2 protein-coding genes are annotated in these 1,718 nt (G+C 46.7%); both read left to right on the plus strand.

Translation table 11 applies throughout. From position 1 onward, the window contains the following. A partial coding sequence (locus tag PG731_RS09080; protein ID WP_270773478.1) for a DUF2326 domain-containing protein occupies positions 1-1,475 on the plus strand: 1,475 nt, incomplete at its 5' end. After that, complete coding sequence (locus PG731_RS09085; RefSeq protein ID WP_057002007.1) at positions 1,475-1,681, plus strand: helix-turn-helix domain-containing protein; 207 nt, start codon at positions 1,475-1,477, stop codon at positions 1,679-1,681. The genes PG731_RS09080 and PG731_RS09085, both read left to right, overlap by 1 nt. Positions 1,682-1,718 lie beyond the last annotated feature (37 nt).

Raw genomic sequence — 1,718 nt, forward strand, 5'->3', positions numbered from 1 at the left:
GAGAACAAGACAGGTATTTCTCCCGCGATACCTCACGCCCAGGTTTCGTTCAAGAATACTTTGATCCTGAATGGAAAGAACGAAAAGAAGAATGGCAGATAGACGATTATCGAGTATTTCTCGCTGAACAATACGGTCTAGACATTCCCGATTCGACTCTTCGAGAATTAATAGGCCGCTTCGTTCGAATCGATACCGAGCAACTTGCCATGTTGAAAAAGCCGCTTAAAGCCGCTCCTGCACAACCCGATGAACAGGGTGTGTTTGCGCTGGAGAAACTCTTCGGCGTGTACGGAAAGCTCAAACAACTCGAGGAAGACCTCAAAGCAGCCAACCTCAGCTACTCTTCGCTTGAAGGGATGGCTAAAACAGGGCTTAGTCAATACGTGAAAATACGAAATAAGAAAGAACGCGACCAAGCCGAGCGAGAACTAACGCAAGCACGGATTGCGTTTCAACAACTGCGAGTGATAGCAGACCTCGATCTTTTCCAGGCAGCAGAGCAAGCGAAAAGCGAAGAGCAACACATGAAGACTCAGTTGCGCTCGCTGCAGAGCAAACGTTCTGTTCTTAAAGGAAAACTATCAATAGTTGAAGCAACGCTATCGGGAGAATCAAGGCTCACAACCGATGACCTTGAAGAGTTCTATAACTTCTTCCCGAACGTAAACAAAGAGAAACTCGAAACCATCGAGTACTATCACCGAGCCCTCGTCGGCGTCTATGAAGACCAGCTTAACGAACAGGCAGAAAAATATCGTCGCGTAATTGCTGTGTTGGACAACGAGATTAACCAACGGCTACGAGAAATTCACCAGCTCAAACAATCAGTTGAGCTCGATGATAAAACCTACGAAGAAAACGGTGAGCTAGCAGCCACCATTAAACGTCTTGAAGCTCAAATCGACGCCTATGACAAAATGCGCGAATTCGACAAGCTGCGCAAAGAAACAAACAAAGCTCTCAAAGAACAACGGCCGCGCATTCTCGGCGATATCGAGCACAACATCAACCGACTCACCAAAGAATTCGTCCAAGCCCTCTATCCGAATAAAAAGCGCAAACCGCCACTATTTAGCTTCAAAGAATCACGCGGTAAAGCGGGGTATACCTTTTCATCTCAAGGAGACAACGGAGCCGGTTCGCAATCCAAGAACCTGATTTCATTTGATTTAGCTATCCTAGAATTAACCAAGTTGCCCATCCTGATCCACGACTCCGTGCTCATCAAACAACTCGCATATTTCCCTGTTGGTAACCTGCTCACACTCTATGAACGAGCAGCGGAACTTACCTCCGAGGATGGCCACCCTAAACAAATATTCTTCTCATTCGATGCCACCCCGAAATATCGGGCGGAAGCAGAAGAAATCGTTAACAGGACAAGAGTCATCAAACTAGGTGAAAACGAGCACGCACTCTATGGATTCACTTGGAACGAAGAGAAAGACGAAACCGATGAGGAGAACAAATAATGCGACTGTCCTATAACAAACTATGGAAACTCCTCATCGACAAAGGATGGACGAAAGAACAACTGCGCACAGCAGCAGGCTTCAGCCCAGCCACCCTTGCCAAACTAGGTAGAGGAGACAACATCCAAACCAACATTATCGTGCGCATCTGCGAAACTCTTGCCTGCCAGCCGGCAGACATTATGGAAATCAAAGGAGACAACTAATGAGCGACAACTTCTCCTTCCTAGAAAAAGATTTTCC

Source organism: Pauljensenia sp. OF14-1SRA (assembly GCF_027694595.1).
Taxonomy (GTDB): Bacteria; Actinomycetota; Actinomycetes; order Actinomycetales; family Actinomycetaceae; genus Pauljensenia; species Pauljensenia turicensis_B.